Here is a 16,750-nt window from a genome sequence, read left to right as displayed (position 1 = left end):
AGATGAGAAGCAAATTAATCGAGTTTAGAAATGTGTCATTTCGATATGGAGAAGAACAGCCTTGGGTACTAAAAGATTGCTCATTTGAAATCTATGAAAATGAGTGGGTAGCAATTATTGGACATAATGGTTCGGGTAAATCCACGATTGCTAAGTTAATGAACGGTTTATTATTTCCTCAAAGAGGAGAAATATTCATAGATCAGAAGCCAGTTACACCAGATACGATCTGGGAAGTGCGTAAAGATGTAGGTATGGTATTTCAAAATCCAGATAATCAATTTGTCGGTACCACCGTACAAGATGATGTTGCGTTCGGTATGGAAAATAGAGGTTTTACAAGGACAGAGATGTTAACTCGCCTGGAGGAAGTATTGGCTGCTGTTGGCATGCCAGCATATCGACAAACAGAGCCTCATCGTTTATCGGGAGGCCAAAAACAGCGTGTGGCAATTGCGAGTGTCCTAGCAGTATCTCCCCAAGTAATTATCTTAGATGAAGCCACAGCTATGCTTGATCCAAAAGGTAGACAGCGTATTATGCAAACAATCAAAGATGTGCAGCATAGCAAAGATATTACGTTATTGACGATTACCCATGATTTACACGAAATCGTCCAAGCTGATCGTGTTATTGTGATGAATGATGGACAACTATGGGACGAAGGATTACCAAGAGAGGTATTTTCTAAAAAAGATGGGCTTAAAGAAATAGGATTGGATACGCCATTTATTTCCAGTTTAGCAGAAGAATTAAAGCTGGCTGGTATTTCTCTTACACAAGAACCATTAAATCACGAAGAACTTTTGGAGGACTTATGGACATTACATTCAAGAACGTAAGCTTTGTATATCAGCAACATTCACCATTCGCTCATCGTGCATTAGATAAGTTAGATTTGCATATTCCTTCTGGTTCATTTGTAGCTGTTGTCGGACACACAGGTTCTGGTAAATCTACGCTTATTCAACATTTAAATGGGTTAGTTCGTCCAACAGAAGGGGATGTGTGGATTGGAGATTTTCACCTGAATGCAGAACATAAACCAAAGAATATGAAGGAATTAAGAAGTAAAGTTGGTGTTGTATTTCAATATCCGGAGCACCAACTTTTTGAGGAAACGGTAGAAAAGGATATCCGATTCGGTCCCAAAAATTTTGGTGTTGGGGATAGAGAAATACAAAGGCGCGTGAAAGAAGTACTTCCATCTGTTGGTCTAACAGAGGATTTCTTGGACCGTTCTCCGTTTGACTTAAGCGGAGGGCAAATGCGCCGAGTTGCCATTGCAGGTGTGTTAGCTACCAAACCAGATGTCCTCGTATTAGATGAACCGACTGCTGGATTAGACCCACGTGGTCAAAAGGAAATGATGGAGATGTTTTATGCTGCACATCAAGAGCAAAAGCTAACCACGATTCTTGTTACTCATAGCATGGAAGATGCGGCAACCTATGCTGACCATGTGATTATTCTTAATAAAGGTACTAAATATATGGAAGGAAAGCCTGAAGCAGTTTTTGTTCAAAAAGAAGCATTGCAGCAAGTGCAATTAGATGTTCCTGAGGTTGTTCGGTTTCTTGATCTATTTGAGAAGAAGTTTGGAATGTCTATTCCATATAGACGGCAATCCGTGAAAGACATAGCTAAAGCTATTGAGAAGGTAATGACGGGAGGCAGCGGCCATGAATAATGCGCTCGTAATTGGTCAGTATGTTCCTGGAAATTCTCTCATTCATCGGCTAGACCCGCGTACAAAAATAACGATAATCTTTTTCTTTGTGTTTATTGTGTTCTTTGCGAATAACTTTTGGAGTTATGCTATATTAACCGTTTTTGCCTTGGCCAGTTTGTTCACATCGCGGGTACCTATTCGATTTATTCTAAAAGGGTTAATGCCAGTATGGTTCTTAATTATTTTTACTTTTATTCTCCATATGGTTGTAACAAAAGAGGGAACGCCAGTCTTTAACATCTTTACATTCACTGTTTATTCCGGTGGTATTCTTCAGGGGTTTGCAATCTCGATGCGTTTTTTCTTGTTAATTCTAGTAACTTCATTATTAACGTTAACGACTACCCCTATCGAGATAACAGATGCAATCGAAGAATTGCTCCATCCATTAAAAAAGGTAAGGTTCCCTGTCCATGAACTAGCCTTAATGATGTCAATCTCCCTACGGTTTATCCCGACCTTATTACAAGAAACAGAGAAAATTTCAAAGGCACAAGCATCTAGAGGGGTTGATTTTCGAACTGGACCAATCAAAGAAAGGGTACAAGCAGTGGTACCATTATTAGTGCCTCTTTTCGTTAGCGCGTTTAAACGTGCCGAAGAACTAGCAATGGCGATGGAGGCAAGAGGTTATCAAGGTGGACAAGGTAGAACAAAGCTGCGTGAATTAAAAATCGGCAAGCGCGATATTTTTGTCTATTGCTTATTTATTGGTGTGGTTATCGGTCTATTGTTTATACGAAATTAAGAGAGAAAGGCTAGAGCAATATGGTTAGAGTGAAATGCATTATTAAGTACGATGGATCACAATTTTCGGGGTTCCAGATACAACCTAAAAAGCGAACCGTACAGGGGCTACTTGAGCAGGCATTAACAAAAATGCATAAAGGAAAGCCTGTACGAATCCAAGCTTCAGGACGAACCGATTCAGGGGTGCATGCAAAAGGACAAACCATTCATTTTGATTCTCCCTATGATATTCCTTTATACAACTGGAAGCAGGCGTTAAATACGTTACTGCCAAACGATTTATATGTAAAGCAGGTGGCTTTTGCTTCAGATACATTTCATGCTCGTTACGATGTAGTTGAAAAAGAATATCGTTACTATGTATGGAACGAGAAGGAACCTGACGTATTTAAGCGTAACTATGCATATTTCTTTCCCTATTCCTTGAATATAGAAGCGATCCAGAAGGCATGCGGCTATCTTGAAGGAACGCATGATTTTACCACTTTCTCTTCTGCAAAGGCATCAGCAAAAGGAACAAAACAACGGACGTTATACGCTGTATCTTGTGGAAAACAGGGCTCTGAGATCGAATTTATATTTCGAGGAAGTGGTTTTTTATATAATATGGTACGAATCATTGTTGGTGTCTTATTAGATATAGGCCAGGGAAGGCGTCAGCCGTCCGAAATTCATGATTTACTAGCTAAGAAGGATAGAAGGCTTGTTGGGGAGACAGTGCCCCCAGAAGGGCTCTATTTGTGGAATGTCAGGTATGGGGAAGTTGACTAAGGGGGTTTACAAAGAAATTGCAACTCATATGCATCAGAGCTTGACAAAAATCTAGTTATTGGTGTATTATGATCTATGGCATTTTATTTCTAAACCATGATTAGCCCCGGAAACTAATTATGTTGAAATAGACGAATGAATATGGAAAAATGATTTTTTAAATATGGAGGGAAACACTCATGCGCACAACTTTCATGGCAAATGAAAATAACATTGAACGCAAATGGCTAGTTGTTGATGCAGAAGGTCAGCGTTTAGGTCGCTTAGCGAGTGAAGTTGCTGCGATCCTTCGTGGAAAGCACAAGCCAACTTATACACCACATGCAGACACAGGTGACCATGTGATCATCATTAATGCAGATAAAATCGAATTAAGTGGTAAAAAAATTACGGACAAAAAATACTACCGTCATACAAGCTATGCTGGTGGATTAAAAGAACGTACAGCATATGAAATGCGTACGAAATATCCAGAGCAAATGCTAGAGCTAGCTGTAAAAGGAATGCTTCCTAATGGCCCTCTAGGTCGTAAAATGGCTAAAAAACTTCATGTATTTAGAGGTTCTGAACACAATCATCAAGCACAAAAACCGGAAGTTTATGAGCTTCGCGGGTAACTAAAAGGAGGTAATTAATTTGGCACAAGTACAATACTATGGTACAGGTCGTCGTAAAAAATCAACTGCACGCGTACGTTTAGTACCAGGCTCAGGTAATGTTACTATTAACGGACGTAATGCATCTGATTATTTCCCATACGAAACACAAATCTTAATTCTTAATCAACCACTTGCAGCTACAGAAACTCAAGGAACGTATGACGTAATGGTAAACGTTCATGGTGGAGGATTCACTGGTCAAGCTGGCGCTATCCGTCATGGAATTGCACGCGCACTACTTGAAGCAGATCCAGAGTACCGTTCTTCTCTTAAAACAGAAGGTTACCTAACTCGTGATGCTCGTATGAAAGAACGTAAGAAATACGGTCTTAAAAAAGCACGTCGTGCACCTCAGTTCTCAAAACGTTAAGATACCAACGTTTCAAGGCTCTCAACCAATTCGGTTGGGAGTCTTTTTTATGGTCAATTTGGCGTTCGTGACTATATTTTGACTATAGTTATTCAGATTCCATAAATTTTTGAAACGTATTTGCTGTTTTTTGAGAAACAAAATTAGTAACGTGCGTGTAAACATTCATCGTTGTTTGAATATCCTAATGGCCTAATCTTGCTTGTACTTCTTTTATAGAAGCTCCAGCTTCAAAAAGAAGTGAAGCATGTGTGTGTCTTAACCCATGAATTGTAATCGGATGAAGCTCATGTCTTTTAATAAAAGATTTGAGTATATCATTTGGTTGGGCTAATCTAAGAGGACGCATATCTGGTCTAGTTAAGACGTATTCTATTTCCATCGTAATAATCCTTGTAAATTAGAACGCTTTCTTAGTATTACTCCGTTTGCAATAAATTCGTTAAAATCTGCGATTGCCAAAATAGATAAGGCTTATATGAAAGAATGAGCGCTAATCTTTATTCCAGAAAAGGGCCCGATCGTATTATAAGGTCAACCGGAAATATGATATTTTTCTGGTTGACCTAATGTTTTATAGGTTATTCTTTAGGTAGTCGGGGTAGGACGTAAGCGCCCGTGGGACTTGATCCCGTCCGTAATACTGTCCACCCCCTACTTGTAGAAACATGTTTGAGGCTGATTGGGGCACTGACCCCGCATAACAAGCGAAGCTATGACACTACAAGATAGACAGGGGCTACCGACAAATCTACTAAAAGGAGATGTGATAAATTATGGATCCAGTGATTGGCCTGGATGTTGCAAAAGGAGAAAGCCAAGTTCAAGCTTTCCTGGCAAGAAAGCAGCCTTTCGGGAAGACCTTTAAGTTTAAGCATGATACCAATGGTATGAGTGATTTTTTTATATTTTACAAAGAAGTGGAGTTCCAAGCTGAATCTAAACCGGTTGTTGTGTTTGAGTCGACAGGACACTATCATGAACCTATTTTACAGTACCTTGAGGAAAGAAAGATTACTTACTACTTAGTGAATCCTGTAGTTTCTTACGAAACGAAAAAAAGTAGTCTTCGAAAAGTAAAGTCAGACCCAGCCGATGCGAAACACCTGTGTGAAATGTATTACAAAGAGGACTTAGTAGCCTATCATCGAAAATGTGTTCAAACGATGAATTTGAGAAATTTATGTAGACAACACGATTCTTTAACACGTAACTATGTACAACTGAAACTTCAGTTCCAAACGATATTGGATTAAGTATTCCCTGAATATAAAGGAGTTTATAGTAATTTATACGCACCTCTTTCCTTAAAAACGTTACTCCTCTTTCCTACTTCTCATGAAGTATTAAAGGTTCCAACGGATGAATTAGCTAAGGAGATGCATGGACTAGGAGGAAAGAGGTCGTATGATTGGTTTTATGAAAAGGCCTTGAAGTTAAAAGAAGCAGCAGAACGAAACCCCTTTAAGAAAACGCTGTATCAAAGCCACTTGGTTACACTAAAAATGTATATTCAAATGATTCTTCAACAACGAGAGTTTCTGAACGTACTTGAGCAGGAGATTGAGACGTTAGCGAAACAATTTGAGGTGTATGAGATTCTTACATCCATCCCCGGAGTAGGTACTAAAATTGCAGCCACTCTGATTTCAGAAATAGGGGATGTCACACAATTTAGTCACCCTAAGAAACTAGTAGCCTATGCAGGACTTGATCCAAGGGTATACCAATCAGGTAAGTTTACAGCTACGATAAACTGGATAACCAAAAGAGGATCTACGAAGCTACGTCAGACCATCTATTCAGCTGTTCAGTGTGGACTAACCAATAACCGGAATGTGAAAATTCGAGAGTATTATGACAAAAAAAGAAGTGAGGGCAAGCCTCACAAAGTAGCCATCATAGCTTGCGCCAACAAGCTATTGCATTGGATTTATGCCATATTAAAGCATAAGCAAAAATATACCGCATAAACCCATACAAATAATTACACAACTTACAAAAAATTCAATTATAAATATTGAAGCTTTTTTGTGATGCACATTTTTATTATACCATCTTTAATCTAGTATGATTACTTAAAAAGTATTGACTTATATTAGCTGGTATTACTGAAGAACGTTCCATTACATTTTTGATTCAAAAACTGTCATAAATAAAGTCTTCTTTCTATGTATAGTTGAGTGATATATCATACATGGTTTTATGAAAAAGTCCAGGCTCTTCAAATGGCAAATTATGTGCAACTCCTGAAAAAAAGATCGTCTCTTTAATAGGTGCGGTTAAACTACTATAAAATTCTTGAACAAGCAAATTTGGCGTATTGAAATCAAATTCGCCCAACAAAAAATAAACCGGACAGTTTACATCCTTAATTTGATCAAGTAAATTCACTGTCATTACTTCATCCCACATGACTCGCATAGAGAAAGTATTACCTTCATTTAATTTATCGATGTCGGTCTCTTTATATTCTGATCTCTTTTGGATGATATGTACCGTTCGTTTAAAAAAATCTGTATCTTTATAGACAACTCCCCCAAATTCAGTAAGCCATTTCCTTTGAATAAATAAATCATTAAGCGTCTTATATGGAGGATGACCGATAGCTTTTAGTTCACTGGTTGCTTTCTGTAACTCATTTCGCTTTGCAAAGTCTACTGTAAAGTTATAGCTTAATAATTCCCCTCGTTGCAAATGTACACTTTGACCCACTCCAACATATGCATAGATTAAATCGGGGTATTTTTGTGCCAACAACATTCCAATAATGCTGCCCCACGAATGCCCAACCACAAATATTTTATCCTTTTTAAACCGGTAGATAAGGTATCTAGTCAATTCATGCGCATCATGTACAAAGTTCTCTATATTCATTGATTCCTCTGATAAGGAATCATTATATGATAAACCCGCCCCTCTCTGATCCCAATTGACTACAATAAAGTCTTTTTCTAATGAAGTTTGATATTCAGGTGCCCATCCAATTTGGGCGTTCCCGGGTCCACCATGAAGAAAAAGAATGACTGGATTATTAATATTTTCACCACGAAGCAAGACCCATTGCTCAACTTGATCAAGCATTACTTTTTCTAAAGAATTGACACTCTGTTTTCCTTCGATCATTGGTGTAAATCTATCCATACATTAATCCCCCCTTTGCATTATTTAGAAAAAACCTATTAAACACTATAAGATTTTGCTTCAAAACAAAATCTTATAGTTAATTCTACTTTATTTCGCCACAATCCTGCTCTGTTTAGCTTAAGAAGACTTACTCCATTATATGGCCTGATTCATAAATAGATCGCAGATTCTTACTCCAGAATTGCGCCCGATTACCGAAGACTTGAATCCAAGATAATTTGCGTATGTTCTTCGACTAAAGCCCCCACTTGATTTCGAGATATTGGAATAGATCAATAATGTAAAATATCCGTATTACTAGTAGAGGTAAACATTTTAGCAATCGGTCTGAAATATACTGTATAATTAAATGTTTCCTATTGGACTTCTGCAACCCCCCATTGGAATCCCCTTATGATTAATGTGCTTTTTCAGATTCACAATAGCGTTTCCTTGATAGACTTGTTCCATAATATTTTCTATTTTTTCGCTTTCTTGTTTACTTACTATTTGCTTCATAAGCATTTTTTTGAACCATTGACTAATTTCCGTCGGTAAAACATTCCCAGCAATGGAAGAAAGACGATCATATCCATGTAATACTTTTTCTTCTAAATCCATTTCTCCACCAGCATAAAAGTACAAAACGTTATGCATACCTTTTTTTATTCGTTCAACTTTTTCTTTATTGCCAGCATCTTTTATTCCAACCACTAAGTTATTCTTACTTAATTGAATAATACTTTTTTCCGATAAATCAAATCCAGTTCTTTTTGGATTGTTATATAAAATTGTAGGTTTATTACTAAGGTGGATAATCCTCTCTGTATAAACTAATGCTTCTTGTTGAGTCGGTATAACATAAGGGGGATACCCAAGCATGATACCTGATATTTTTGAATGACAAATCTTTTCAGCTAATTCCTCTGCTTCTTTCTGTCTAATTGAAGCTACACCAAATATAATTTCCATATTACTAATGAGTTCTTCTTCCAGTTCTAATCCATTTATTATTTCAATTTTCTCTTGGAGGTTTAGACTATGCTGTTCTCCAGTAGTTCCAGAGACAAGAACAGATTTTACTCCTTGTTTATACAGGCCTTTTATATGGCTTATTGTTCCTTGAACATTTATAGACTCATCTTCAAAAAAAGCTGTTGGTACAGCAATATGAACTTTTTCGGTTAGCATTTTATTATCCCTCTTTTCTTTTTTATATACTTGTACTAAACTGCCTGTTAGCACAATAATCGATATCCACTGGGCTGCTTTCCCGCAATTGTTTAAAGATCGAATTCACGATATAAACATCTAAACTCTAAGATAGAATTGATCACTTCGTTTTCCTAGCTTTCATCACTTCGGCAAATTGTCGAGAGTTTGAATCTTTTTCTTTATTTAGTTTATCAATAATATTGATATAGTCCTCTTCATTTCGATTTTGACTCAATTTAAAGGCTGCTTGAACTTCTTGCACTTTTACTTTAAATCCAACAATACCTTTAGTTTGGTTTTTGGTTTTTGGAGAGAAGTTCTCCCATAACGCTGCATTTTCACGGTGTTGTTCATACTTTTGCAATAGAGACTTTAAGTCTTCCAGCAATTCTTGTTCACTCATCAGACTAGCCGTTCCATATACATGGACAGCTTGATAATTCCATGTGGGGACATTTTCAGACTTGTACCACGAGGATGAAATATAAGCATGGGGCCCTTGATACATAACAAGAACAGGATCATCCCCGAAAGTTTTCCACTGTGAATTCGCATAAGCAAAATGCCCAGTAAGATAGTAGTCATCCCCTTGTTTATGCAACTCCAAAGGTAAGTGAGTCGCTATAGGTTTTCCTTCTTCTGTCGTTACGATCGTGCCGAAAGAGTTCCTCTGAATAAAGTCTTTGATTTCAACAAAGTCTGTGACTCTAAAATGCTTTGGGATATACATCCTCATTCACCTCTCCACATAATTATTAGAGCTTTTTAACCATTATTAAGTCCGTTTGTTCTTCATCCCCCATATAAAAAGAGTGCGCTCCCGTTTGAGTAAAACCCAATCTCTTGTAAAAAGAAATGGCATTTTTATTTTTTTCCCACACGCCCAGCCATATCTTCTTTTTATTCTGTTCCATAGCAATATCCATAGCTTTATTGAACAGGTATTTACCAAGGCCAAGCTTTTGAAATTTATTAATAATATAAATCCGCTCAATCTCAAGGGCGTCATCATCCATTTCTTCAGTCTGGGCATCCTCAGTATTAACCTTTAAATATCCAGCGACCTCACCATTAAAAGAAACAAAAAAGAAATGGGATGAAGGATTGGATAACTCATTTTCTACTTGGTTTATGTTAAAAGCCTCTTCCAAGTATGCTTTCATATTTTCTGGAGAATTCTGATCCTCAAACGTCTCCTTAAATGTTTCATAACCAATTTCTTGAAGTTTTCGTGAATCTCCCAATGTACATCTTGTCATATTTATATTCATAAAAACCTTTCGCTCCTCTCTACAATCAGTAACTTCTCTTGTTTCCTTTTTTTACGAATTCCCAGTCTTTTTCTATATTTCTTCTTACTCTTTGAAGAAGATCAAAAAGATTTTCTATTTCTTCTTCGGACAAACGCTCTAAAGCAATGGTATTGGAATGATCATTTTCTCTTTTTATAATAGGAAAAACCTTTTTACCTTTCTCTGTTGGTAAGAGTTTTTTTATTTTTTTGTTATGTTCGTCTTCTTTCTTCACAATAAAGCCATTCATTTCAAGTTTCTTAATAGAACGAGCTGCTGTGGTACGATCTACTTTTATCATCTCAGCTACCTTCTCTTGAATGATTCCCGGACTTTCACAGATTCTCACAAGATATAAATACTGCCCTCTCGTGAGGTCATATTCTTTGAATTCTATATTACTTATTGAATCTAACGCCCTCGCTATGATTCCAATTTCACGTAGTATTTCCTTCATATTTAACCCCTCACGCAATATTTTTGTTGCAAATGCATCATTTAACGTTATATACTTACCCTAACTTATTTTTGTTGCACTTGCAATAAAAAAATATTAGTGAAGAGGTAGATTAGTGTGAAGTTTTTCTTTTATGTAGTAGGAATCTTGATTTTAACCATCGGCATTTCTTTCACGATATAATCTGACCTTGGGACTTCCCCTTTTGACGCCCTTTTGGTAGGACTGTCTATCCATCTGGGTTTTACGGTCGGTACTTGGGAAATAATCATTGCTTTGATATTAATAGGGTGTAATTCACTTTTAAAAAAACAAAAACCAGAAGTTTGGGGATTGTTAACAGCATTTATAACGGGGGTTAGTATCGATATGTGGCTCTTTTTATTAGATACTTTTCACACACCTGAACTATGGTACAGCAAAGCTGTTTACTTTGGAATCGGCTTAGTTGTTATAGGATTAGGTACTGCCATCTATCTGAACACAAATTTTGCACCGATTCCGGTTGACCGGTTAACGTTAATCATACAAGAATTAACCAGAACCAATATATTTTCTTCGAGATCATTAATTTACCTAATATTTTTAATGATGGCCATGATTTTTAAAGGACCAATTGGTGTTGGCACTTTATTAATCGTCTGCTTAAGTGGTCTAATACTGAACTACTTTATGTCATGTACTAAAAAGTTACTGGAGCAAGCCTCTTAAATCCTCGTACACCAAAAAGCTTTGAGAGAAAGAATGCATTCAATATAGAGTGCTTTTTCTGGGTTATCTCGAAATCAAGTCTTCCAGATAATGGCCCGTTAGTTGAATAAGCGAATAATTTAAACTCAGATTTTTCCCGCACCTATCACATTTTAATTCCATTTGATCATTCCTTCCGTATATATTAATTTCCGCACCTCACGAATAAAACTTTTCATAATAATTAATGAATATAAAAAGATGGTGGTTTTTTAACTTTATGTTAGTTTTTAGAAACTAACATAAAACTAACGAAGAAAAATAAAATAGCAAAATAAGAAGAATTTAATGTGGATTATGTTTTATAAAATATGCATTATGATAAATAAAAACGAATGCGAGAGAAACTTAAAAAAACGAGGTCAAGTATGGGCGGCATGATGTAAATCACCGCCCAGCAACCTTAGCCTTACAATGTTTTTAGATTTGGATATTGCTTATTCGCACTAAAAACTAACAAAAAGCTAATATTATTTTTTCAGCGTAATAATCTTAAAATGGCGTTTTCATATAAAGTTTTTACTTTTACGGAAACGTCCTTTTTCATTTTGTGGGTAATATGTATAAGTCTTATTTTTGTTTTAGATTTAATGATACACGTTGAATTAACAGTGAAATTGTGATAGATTTTTGTGATTCATGGTACATAAGGGAGAGTTTAAAATGAAGCTACCATCTTTTCTTGTTATTTTTTTAATGTCAATAATACTTATTGGTTGTAGTAATGAGGACTCGGACGAATCAAAGAGTGGCGAACAGAGTAATTCAACTCTTATAAAGAATCATAAGTTCAACCTAGAGGATAAAGGAACTTTTTATAGGCATAGTAAAGTAAATAATATCGGTAAATATGAAACAGGTCCAGTAAGCATAACTTTAGAGTCGGCAGAAATAGTAAGTGGAAAATATAATGAAAAGTACGATTATGAGGATGTTAATCCTGAAGGTGAAAAAATGATAAATTTTCAGGCACGATTCGAATTAACTCAGGAGATAGAGGATATCACCTTTAATCAAGAATATATGCATCTATTATTGGATAGTGAGGAAATGTCTGAACACCCACTAGAATTAAGGAGTAGTGCAATTGATATTCCTATAATTAGAAATTACAATAATACTCGACAAATAACCTTCGCAATAAAAGAAACTAATATTCAAAAATTTAAAAAGCAACATTAATTATAGATTCACCTGTCGATAGTAGTGGTGAACCTTTAGGAGAAGACTTAGAGATTGAGGTAGATTTTTCTAAAAGTAATAATTAATACATACTGAGATTTATTTAATATTAGTAGTTATGATTTTAAATCTAACCTAAAAAGTAAAGAAAGCCTTTTAATAATAAGGCTTTCTTACTTGAAAACACTCTAATAATTTTGTTTTTAACATGATTAGTAAAAAATAGCTAATCTAAGTGTTTGCCTATGTTGGGTTTGTTGTTGTCATTTGACTACATTTTGACTATAAAAACGTTAATCACCCTTATATACCAAGAATTTGCCCTCTTTGTTCTTATCGAACAAAGAGGGTTTTTCATGACTAAATTTAGACATTGATACGTACGTCAAACATGATAGACACCTTTCCGGAATTGGTGCGGTATTTCGTTAGCAAAAAAACCGGTACAGGCGAACCTGCGTCGCCCTGTCAAATGGTATTTGGGATTTATTGTACCGAGTTTTCATTTTCCCGTAAATTAAACGAGAGGATCGATTAGTTGAAGTTAATCGTTGTTTTCACAACAATGGAAATAACGATTCTCTTTCGTATTTCTTTCTTTTCCGAATAAAGGATCTTGAAAAAGTCATTCATTCTTTGCATCGTATTATCTTCTTTTGGTAAATAATATGCAGTATTTCAAACCTACACTTCTTTGATCGAGCTTGACCCCGTTCAAAGCCTAACATACATATCTATTGTGAATGTGTCGTTGAAGTAGCGTCACGATGATTAAAATAAGATACGAGGCTTTACAATCTATAGATAGTCTAAAGAGTTACCTTATGGTGAAAGAAGGAATATATAGTTATTCTGCAAAAGGGCCAGATAATTGAATAATGACAAAATTGACTTGACAAAAAGACTAATTGAGCTATATGCTTAACCCGTTTATTCTAATTAGACCATTGCATACAAAGAAAGAAGGTTTTTCTATGAAATCTATATTATTAATCGGACAATCAAATATGGCAGGCAGAGGGTTTATTGAGGATGTACCGCCGATTTATAATGAGGACATAAATATGTTGCGAAACGGTAGGTGGCAAATGATGGCAGAACCGCTTCATTTTGATCGTCACATATCTGGTATTGGGCCTGCAGCCTCTTTTGCTCAGGCTTGGACAGAAGATCATTCGGGCGAGTCCATTGGGCTAATAACATGTGCCGAGGGAGGCAGCTCTATTGATGAGTGGTCAATTGATGGACTTTTAACAAGACATGCAATTTCTGAAGCAAGATTCGCTATGGAAACAAGTGAAATAGTGGGAATACTTTGGCATCAAGGAGAAAGCGATAGTTACGGAGAACGTTATCAGACGTATGAAGCTAAATTGCTTTCTTTATTTAAACACTTGAGAGAAGAATTGAATGCACCAAATATCCCGATTATTATCGGTGAGTTGGGACATTACCTTGGAGAGGTCGGATTTGGAAAAAGTGCTGTAGAATATAAACAAATAAACCAGATATTATCTAAAGTTGCTCATACCGAAAAAAATTGCTATTTTGTAACATCAAAAGGCTTAACAGCAAATCCAGATGGTATTCATATTGATGCAATCTCCCAAAGAAAATTTGGGTTGAGATACTATGAAGCTTTTTCAAAACAAAAGCATGTTTTGGATATTTTAGACATAGAGCATGGATGGATTGAAAAGGAAGCAAAACGTGAACGAACTAAAAATGAACGTATATTTGTTCAAAGTATGAAGTTTGCCTTAGGAAAATTGAGTTTTGAGGAGTTCTCTATTAATGTCTCCACTATTAATGAAAGTAAGTAAAGCAAAATCAATCTCATTTGATGAGGAGGGATCAATTGATTCAACTGTTAATATTAGGTTTGTTAAAAGAAAACCCAGGTTTATATGGATAGGAACTTTTGGCAATTATGATGAGCGAAATCATTTGTAGTCAATTATACCAAAGGTTTTCTTTATTATAATATTCAACAGTTAGAAGAAAAAAGATTGCCGCATTTTTAAAGAAAAGAATGCAGATTTAGTTCATTAAAATGAAACATCTTTAATTTTATTGAATGATTTACATATTAAGATGAGAATATATATGATGCTTTTCTTCTTTTACTTTATTCGTGTTTTCTATATTAGCCAATGATGTTAGGTTCTTTGTAGTTGCTGCTATTCTTATGATCTTATACATGAGTAGTTTGATAAAAGGATTAAAGGCTTTTAGAAAGCATAAACAAGATACATCTATATAAATGAGAGATATAGGACAGTTATTTAGGTTTGTGTTAATTTTTTTCATATATCATAGGTTAAGAGAGAGGTAAACATGAAGTATGCACATATTTTATTATTTATAGTTCTAATTGCTGTTAGTGGGTGTAGCAATAAGAGGAGAATATAAGTCAATCTCAGGAAAAGAGCAATCCTATTCTGATACAAGAACATCAATTTGGCCTAGAATCCGGACGCGGAGGGGAATTTTACAGGTACAAAAGTATAAATGATATTGGTACATATGAAACAGGGCCAATTACAATAACGGTTGAATTCGCAGAAACAGTGAAAGGAAGTATAACAAAAGATTTTAGGTCAGGCAATAAGGACACTTATAAGTCGATGGAAATAATAAATTTTCAAGTGAGATTTGAATTAAATAAAGAAGTAGACGATGATAGTACATTTAATAATGAAGAAAATATTCATCTTTCAACGGATACTGGTGAAGTAATTCAACAACCATTCCAATTTTTGAGCAGTGTTGTTAATATGTCTATACTTAAAAATACTCAAGAGTATAATAATGGAAGTTACCTTCGTCAATTTACATTTAGGTTGAAAGAATCTACTGCTCAAGATATTAAAAAGGCAACATTAATTATAGATTCACCTGTGGATGGTAGTGGTGAGCCTCTAGGAGAGCACTTAGAGATTGAGGTCGATTTTTCTAAGAGTAATAATTAATACATACTGAGAATTAATTAAAATATTTAATTTATATTTTAAAATCTAATAATTTTGTCTTAAGGACCAGATAGTTGAATAAGCATTTGATGCGATTCTGAGAAGTGAAACATTCTAACATATAATATAGATGCAAGCCTGAAAATGATGCTTCATTTAAATCTCAGTGGTAAATTATTGGAAGATATCACATGTCTGGTATTGAAATCTTGAAAAGTATTTTTAGTTTTAAATCTTTGAAAATAAGCGTTATTGGATTCTTTTACCCATATTTATAACTGCTGTTTTGTTAACGCTTCTTCTTATTGCTGATAAGTATAAAATACTACCCGTTTACTCTTAATGGGTTTATTAGTAATCTTGTTTTTGGACTGTATAGTGTGTCTGGAATTTCTTGAGCGAAAAAAAGAATAATAGGGATTAAATTCGATCGGATCATTTAAAAACACTTAGGAATGAAAGAGGTGAAGAAAGATGATTGTATTACTAACATTGTCAGCTATATCCCTATTTTTAGTCATTACTAAGACTTTAAAGAACCACACAAATAATAAATTTCTGAAACAGTTTGGATTGGCTATATTAGTGGGAATCATAACGATAAATAATCTTATTACGAATAACAGTGGAACGGCTTTGAAATATGCTGTTATAGGTATAGGAATAATGTCATTTATTGCTATTCTAACTGAAATAATAATTTTCAAGAAGAAACAAACTACATCATGAATTTAGCTAATTGCTTTATTCAACAAACAGGCACAAAACAGGAATACAGATGCATCACCTATTAGAGTCAACGGCGCTTTCCATGGATTTAGAAGATGCTTTTCTTATGACTGATTAAAAGAGGGTGGCTACCCTTCTGAATTTAACAGATGGATGAACGGTCTTATAGTCGCATCCACGATTGCCGTTATGAGACTTGGAGATAATCAGGGTCAGTATAGAAAGGGAGGATAAGATGGATGAAACAGAATGGGATATACAAGAAGTTAAGCGTTTAAAAAAGAAGCAGTTAATCCAATACAATTTTGGGATGCTGTTTTTATTCCTTCTGTTTGCTTATTATGTAAAGACAGGTGGAACGTTTTTAGCTTTTTTAATTCTTTGTTGCGTGTTTTTTTGGATTATGGCAGCGCATACATTATATACCCTTAAGACAGGAAAGATGATTGGTACAAAGACAAACAGGCTTGTCCAGGCTTTTGACAGGGATCACAGGGGAGAGAGGCGCTGGAAGCGAAAAACAATGACAGAGGCTGTCATCATCAGTATGATTAGCGTTATTTTTACGGTGCTTTTGTTTATGATCAACTTTGACTCAGTAAAATTAGATTTTCCTTCTGATACTTTCCCGTTAATCGGGGGTTGGTTAGGATTTAATATAGGAGAAATCGTCAGAATGAATAATTTATAATAAACACTTTGATATTTTACAGTTACCTACATATAATTCTATCAATCAATTATT

General features: G+C 35.3%; 15 protein-coding genes and 4 pseudogenes. 13 read left to right on the top strand and 6 right to left on the bottom strand.

Annotation, left to right across the window (positions count from 1 at the left end; all coding sequences use genetic code 11):
• Positions 1 to 2 precede the first annotated feature (2 nt).
• The 6 genes from BN990_RS17880 to rpsI all read left to right on the top strand — a co-directional run bounded on the left by BN990_RS17880 (position 3) and on the right by rpsI (position 4,282).
• The gene (locus tag BN990_RS17880) at positions 3 to 842 is read left to right on the top strand and encodes an energy-coupling factor ABC transporter ATP-binding protein (RefSeq protein ID WP_021292685.1); all 840 of its coding nucleotides are present in this window, start codon (positions 3 to 5) and stop codon (positions 840 to 842) included.
• Positions 818 to 1,690, top strand: coding sequence for an energy-coupling factor ABC transporter ATP-binding protein (locus tag BN990_RS17875; protein ID WP_021292684.1), 873 nt, complete (start codon positions 818 to 820; stop codon positions 1,688 to 1,690). The genes BN990_RS17880 and BN990_RS17875 overlap by 25 nt, the downstream gene beginning before the upstream one ends.
• Positions 1,683 to 2,480, top strand: a complete 798-nt coding sequence (locus BN990_RS17870; protein ID WP_038245927.1) for an energy-coupling factor transporter transmembrane component T family protein — start codon at positions 1,683 to 1,685, stop codon at positions 2,478 to 2,480. The genes BN990_RS17875 and BN990_RS17870 overlap by 8 nt, the downstream gene beginning before the upstream one ends.
• Positions 2,481 to 2,500: 20 nt before the next feature.
• Positions 2,501 to 3,253, top strand: a complete 753-nt coding sequence (gene truA, locus BN990_RS17865) for a tRNA pseudouridine(38-40) synthase TruA (protein ID WP_038245926.1) — start codon at positions 2,501 to 2,503, stop codon at positions 3,251 to 3,253.
• Between the two features lie 179 nt (positions 3,254 to 3,432).
• Entirely contained in the window at positions 3,433 to 3,870 is a 438-nt protein-coding gene (gene rplM / locus BN990_RS17860) for a 50S ribosomal protein L13 (RefSeq protein ID WP_038245924.1), read from the top strand.
• Positions 3,871 to 3,883: 13 nt separating this feature from the next.
• Positions 3,884 to 4,282 (top strand): 30S ribosomal protein S9, encoded by a 399-nt coding sequence (gene rpsI / locus BN990_RS17855; RefSeq protein ID WP_269778090.1) that lies wholly within the window; start codon positions 3,884 to 3,886, stop codon positions 4,280 to 4,282.
• Between the two features lie 88 nt (positions 4,283 to 4,370).
• Here the strand turns inward: rpsI and BN990_RS23225 are convergent.
• A pseudogene (locus BN990_RS23225) lies at positions 4,371 to 4,670 on the bottom strand (tyrosine-type recombinase/integrase); the annotation flags it as partial.
• A 388-nt stretch (positions 4,671 to 5,058) separates the two neighbouring features.
• On the opposite strand from BN990_RS23225, the pseudogene BN990_RS22100 reads away from it, so the two are divergent.
• Positions 5,059 to 6,255, top strand: a pseudogene (locus BN990_RS22100) (IS110 family RNA-guided transposase).
• A 196-nt stretch (positions 6,256 to 6,451) separates the two neighbouring features.
• On the opposite strand, the gene BN990_RS17835 reads toward BN990_RS22100, so the two are convergent.
• The 5 genes from BN990_RS17835 to BN990_RS17815 all read right to left on the bottom strand — a co-directional run bounded on the left by BN990_RS17835 (position 6,452) and on the right by BN990_RS17815 (position 10,372).
• Positions 6,452 to 7,426, bottom strand: a complete 975-nt coding sequence (locus BN990_RS17835) for an alpha/beta hydrolase (protein ID WP_021292677.1) — start codon at positions 7,424 to 7,426, stop codon at positions 6,452 to 6,454.
• Positions 7,427 to 7,774: 348 nt separating this feature from the next.
• Positions 7,775 to 8,599: a dihydrodipicolinate synthase family protein gene (locus tag BN990_RS17830; protein ID WP_038245918.1), complete on the bottom strand. Its 825-nt coding sequence runs from the start codon at positions 8,597 to 8,599 to the stop codon at positions 7,775 to 7,777.
• A gap of 142 nt (positions 8,600 to 8,741) precedes the next feature.
• Positions 8,742 to 9,353 carry an FMN-binding negative transcriptional regulator gene (locus tag BN990_RS17825; protein ID WP_038245916.1) on the bottom strand — a complete coding sequence of 204 codons (612 nt, stop codon included), beginning with the start codon at positions 9,351 to 9,353 and terminating at the stop codon, positions 8,742 to 8,744.
• 25 nt (positions 9,354 to 9,378) lie between these two features.
• The gene (locus BN990_RS17820; RefSeq protein WP_038245913.1) at positions 9,379 to 9,894 is read right to left on the bottom strand and encodes a GNAT family N-acetyltransferase; all 516 of its coding nucleotides are present in this window, start codon (positions 9,892 to 9,894) and stop codon (positions 9,379 to 9,381) included.
• Between the two features lie 25 nt (positions 9,895 to 9,919).
• Complete coding sequence (locus tag BN990_RS17815; protein WP_038245910.1) at positions 9,920 to 10,372, bottom strand: MarR family winged helix-turn-helix transcriptional regulator; 453 nt, start codon at positions 10,370 to 10,372, stop codon at positions 9,920 to 9,922.
• Positions 10,373 to 10,489: 117 nt separating this feature from the next.
• Between BN990_RS17815 and BN990_RS17810 the strand changes: the two are divergent.
• The 6 genes and pseudogenes from BN990_RS17810 to BN990_RS17785 all read left to right on the top strand — a co-directional run bounded on the left by BN990_RS17810 (position 10,490) and on the right by BN990_RS17785 (position 16,696).
• Positions 10,490 to 11,083 (top strand): annotated as a pseudogene (locus tag BN990_RS17810) (YczE/YyaS/YitT family protein).
• 702 nt (positions 11,084 to 11,785) lie between these two features.
• Positions 11,786 to 12,304 (top strand): hypothetical protein, encoded by a 519-nt coding sequence (locus BN990_RS17805; protein ID WP_038245908.1) that lies wholly within the window; start codon positions 11,786 to 11,788, stop codon positions 12,302 to 12,304.
• Between the two features lie 974 nt (positions 12,305 to 13,278).
• Positions 13,279 to 14,127 (top strand): sialate O-acetylesterase, encoded by an 849-nt coding sequence (locus BN990_RS17800; RefSeq protein ID WP_038245906.1) that lies wholly within the window; start codon positions 13,279 to 13,281, stop codon positions 14,125 to 14,127.
• Between the two features lie 35 nt (positions 14,128 to 14,162).
• Positions 14,163 to 14,316: pseudogene (locus BN990_RS23220) on the top strand (PadR family transcriptional regulator); the annotation flags it as partial.
• 615 nt (positions 14,317 to 14,931) lie between these two features.
• Positions 14,932 to 15,276, top strand: coding sequence for a hypothetical protein (locus tag BN990_RS17795; RefSeq protein WP_021292669.1), 345 nt, complete (start codon positions 14,932 to 14,934; stop codon positions 15,274 to 15,276).
• 964 nt (positions 15,277 to 16,240) lie between these two features.
• Complete coding sequence (locus BN990_RS17785; protein WP_021292667.1) at positions 16,241 to 16,696, top strand: hypothetical protein; 456 nt, start codon at positions 16,241 to 16,243, stop codon at positions 16,694 to 16,696.
• Positions 16,697 to 16,750 lie beyond the last annotated feature (54 nt).

The sequence above is a fragment of the Virgibacillus salexigens genome (genome assembly GCF_000723585.1).
GTDB classification, from domain to species: domain Bacteria; phylum Bacillota; class Bacilli; order Bacillales; family Amphibacillaceae; genus Virgibacillus; species Virgibacillus salexigens.
This window is presented reverse-complemented; position numbering and strand designations above follow the sequence as displayed.

What these genes read in the sequence shown, in the direction of transcription:
- BN990_RS17795 (WP_021292669.1), top strand. Translation starts at nt 14,932, where the DNA reads ATGGAAATAATAAATTTTCAAGTGAGATTTGAATTAAATAAAGAAGTA.
- BN990_RS17835 (WP_021292677.1), bottom strand. Translation starts at nt 7,426, where the DNA reads ATGGATAGATTTACACCAATGATCGAAGGAAAACAGAGTGTCAATTCT.
- BN990_RS17870 (WP_038245927.1), top strand. Translation starts at nt 1,683, where the DNA reads ATGAATAATGCGCTCGTAATTGGTCAGTATGTTCCTGGAAATTCTCTC.
- BN990_RS17820 (WP_038245913.1), bottom strand. Translation starts at nt 9,894, where the DNA reads ATGAATATAAATATGACAAGATGTACATTGGGAGATTCACGAAAACTT.
- BN990_RS17785 (WP_021292667.1), top strand. Translation starts at nt 16,241, where the DNA reads ATGGATGAAACAGAATGGGATATACAAGAAGTTAAGCGTTTAAAAAAG.
- BN990_RS17805 (WP_038245908.1), top strand. Translation starts at nt 11,786, where the DNA reads ATGAAGCTACCATCTTTTCTTGTTATTTTTTTAATGTCAATAATACTT.
- rplM (WP_038245924.1), top strand. Translation starts at nt 3,433, where the DNA reads ATGCGCACAACTTTCATGGCAAATGAAAATAACATTGAACGCAAATGG.
- BN990_RS17830 (WP_038245918.1), bottom strand. Translation starts at nt 8,599, where the DNA reads ATGCTAACCGAAAAAGTTCATATTGCTGTACCAACAGCTTTTTTTGAA.
- truA (WP_038245926.1), top strand. Translation starts at nt 2,501, where the DNA reads ATGGTTAGAGTGAAATGCATTATTAAGTACGATGGATCACAATTTTCG.
- BN990_RS17875 (WP_021292684.1), top strand. Translation starts at nt 818, where the DNA reads ATGGACATTACATTCAAGAACGTAAGCTTTGTATATCAGCAACATTCA.
- BN990_RS17825 (WP_038245916.1), bottom strand. Translation starts at nt 9,353, where the DNA reads ATGTATATCCCAAAGCATTTTAGAGTCACAGACTTTGTTGAAATCAAA.
- BN990_RS17800 (WP_038245906.1), top strand. Translation starts at nt 13,279, where the DNA reads ATGAAATCTATATTATTAATCGGACAATCAAATATGGCAGGCAGAGGG.
- BN990_RS17880 (WP_021292685.1), top strand. Translation starts at nt 3, where the DNA reads ATGAGAAGCAAATTAATCGAGTTTAGAAATGTGTCATTTCGATATGGA.
- BN990_RS17815 (WP_038245910.1), bottom strand. Translation starts at nt 10,372, where the DNA reads ATGAAGGAAATACTACGTGAAATTGGAATCATAGCGAGGGCGTTAGAT.